This is a genomic window from Frankia sp. CcWB2 (genome assembly GCF_977927585.1).
The window spans coordinates 3,943-6,337 of sequence record NZ_CDWRCM010000087.1; the positions used below are offsets into that span (position 1 = coordinate 3,943).

Annotated in this window: 3 protein-coding genes; all 3 read left to right on the forward strand. The window is 62.5% G+C overall.

The genetic code is table 11. From position 1 onward, the window contains the following. Positions 1-192: hypothetical protein (locus ACY45C_RS11190; protein WP_462187552.1), on the forward strand; the 192-nt coding region annotated here is incomplete at its 5' end. Positions 193-307: 115 nt separating this feature from the next. Next, positions 308-694: a hypothetical protein gene (locus tag ACY45C_RS11195; RefSeq protein ID WP_462187553.1), complete on the forward strand. Its 387-nt coding sequence runs from the start codon at positions 308-310 to the stop codon at positions 692-694. A 3-nt stretch (positions 695-697) separates the two neighbouring features. Further along, positions 698-2,395: KGGVGR-motif variant AAA ATPase (locus ACY45C_RS11200; RefSeq protein ID WP_462187561.1), on the forward strand; the 1,698-nt coding region annotated here is incomplete at its 3' end.

The window sequence follows — 2,395 nt, forward strand, 5'->3', positions numbered from 1 at the left end:
GTACCGCTACTCGACGACTGCGGAATCCGGCGAGGAGATCTTCCGATGGATCTTTGTGCTTACGTCGATGCGCGCTCGGTCGAGATGCGATACGAACTGGTTCTTCGGCCCGGTATCGACTATGTCACGGAGCTTGCGCGGGCCCGGCGGCTCGCCGCGTACCTCGGGCGCCGGCTCAACCGATTACTCTGATCGTATCTGAGGTACCTGTCTTGGGCCGGCCACTTCGACGTGGCAGCGGGAAGAGCGAGGTCAAGGAGGTGACGGCATGCCGAGTATGCATCAGGAGACAGCGGACCGTGTGCGGGTGGCTGTTCTGGCACGCATCCGCACGCGCGACGAACAGGCAGTGGTGACGGTAAAGCCGGATCCATTCCGGGGCTATCGGATCCGCGTCGTCACGCAGATCTTCAGCGGGCGCTCCCAGCCTGAACGGCGTGAAATCGCACTCGCGGCCGTCCTGCCTGACGCGGACATAGCGTTCATGAGCCTGCTCACCCCCGACGAGGCAGCAGCATCTGCATCCGAGGAAGATCTTCTATCTACGTCACCGGAACTCCCGCTGTGGCCCGACTCGTTGGCGCGCGGTCAGCGCGAGCCGATCGAGGTCCGGCTTCCCTCACGATCGGACGACTTCCTTTCCGAGCCGGTCATCGCCACCTTCTACTCCCTCAGAGGGGACGTAATGAAGTAACAAATACGTGATCGAGAGCATCATCGCAGGTCACAGGCCTGTGGAGGGTTCGAAACGCGCAAGTTATTTCATTTCGACTCCAGAGGGGGTGTCGGAAGATCGACATCGCTCGCCTACACTGCTCTGTTGCTAGCCCGTGAACACCGAATGCTCTGCCTCGATATGGATCTTGAGGCGCCTGGTCTTGCCGCACTCTTCGACGTGGAGCGCGAAGTCATGCCAGGAAAGGGTGTTGTTCCGCTTCTACTGGAGGCGGACATAGCCGGCGAAATGCCTGATGTCACCGCCCATCTGCTGCGTGCTCATCCCGAACGGGAACTCTATCTTCTGCCCGCCGGATATCCGGATGCCAATTATGCGCGCCAGCTCGCTCAGCTCGACCCAGCGGCATGGTACCGTGAGGAAAATAATCCACTCCGCGCGCTCATCGGCGCCGTCCGTGACCTCCATATCTCGCCGCAGATTGTTCTCATAGATTCAAGGACCGGGATCAGTCCGCTGTCGGCACCTCTTCTCTTCGATCTGGTCGACATAGCTGTCGTAACATTCTTCCCGCATCTGCAGGCACGGGTGGGAACGCGGGCGCTGACGCGGGCGCTTCTGGCGGCCAGATCCGAGCGGGCCTACACTCCTGAGCCCCGTTTTCTGGTGAGCCCGGTTCCGGGCGCGGGCGCTCCGGAGACTCGTCGGCGATACGAGGACCGGGCGGCAGGCTGGATCTTGGAATGGCTCTCGCCGGCGGTGGTCGAAGGCGGGGATCCAGCGTTCCCGGAGGTTGACGAGCTTGTCCACGTCCTCGGTTACAGCGAGGACATCGCGGGATCTGATTCCGTAGTTCCCGAGACCGGCATCGATGCTTATTCGCCCGTCGGGGAGTGGATCGCAGGGTTCGTTCCGCAGTCGGCGGCAGCCGAGCGGGACGGCGCAGCCGCCATGGCCATCCCGCCGCCCGGTTCAAAAGCCGGTGCCCTGGCTGAGATCCACTTCTCGACGGGCACCGCGGAGGCTCAGTCCGACGACGAGTTCCAGGAGACCTTCCTACGCACAGAAGTTGTCGGCCGGGCCGCCCGGGACGACGTGCCCCTGATACTTGGCCGGAAGGGCACGGGGAAGACCACCCTGTTCCGCAGCCTCGCCGCGGACGGGAACATCGTGGTGACCAGCCCTCCGCGGCTGCCGATGAGAAGACCCTGGATGCCGTCCAGCGGGACATACCGAGCCATCGGCGAGGTCTTGGCGGACCGGGGAGACGACTGGCGCACGGCGTGGATGTTGCTTATCGGGGTCGTGATCCAGCTGACCAGTGGGCGCCCTCGTCGGCCGGTGCCCGCGTTCGGTGGACTCACCTGTGACTCCAAGGACGAGTCGCAGTACAACGAACTTAACCTCGTCCAAGATGTACGCAAAATGCTTTCCATCGAAGACGCTGGACTCGTCGGCTGGCAGTGGATTCGGGACCTCGACGCGGATGTTGCCCGGGGCACATTTCTTCTTTTCGACGGTCTTGACACTGGGTTCGGTCTCACTCCTGCCGACCTCACTCGACGGCGGGAAAGTGTGGGGGGACTGCTGTCCCTGTTGTCCGAGCGCGGTGACGAGCTGGTGAATCTTCGGATGAAGATCATGCTCAGGGAGGACATCTGGCGAACCGTTCAGCTACCGAACAAGTCACATTTCTTCGGTCGCGACGTGACGTTGTCC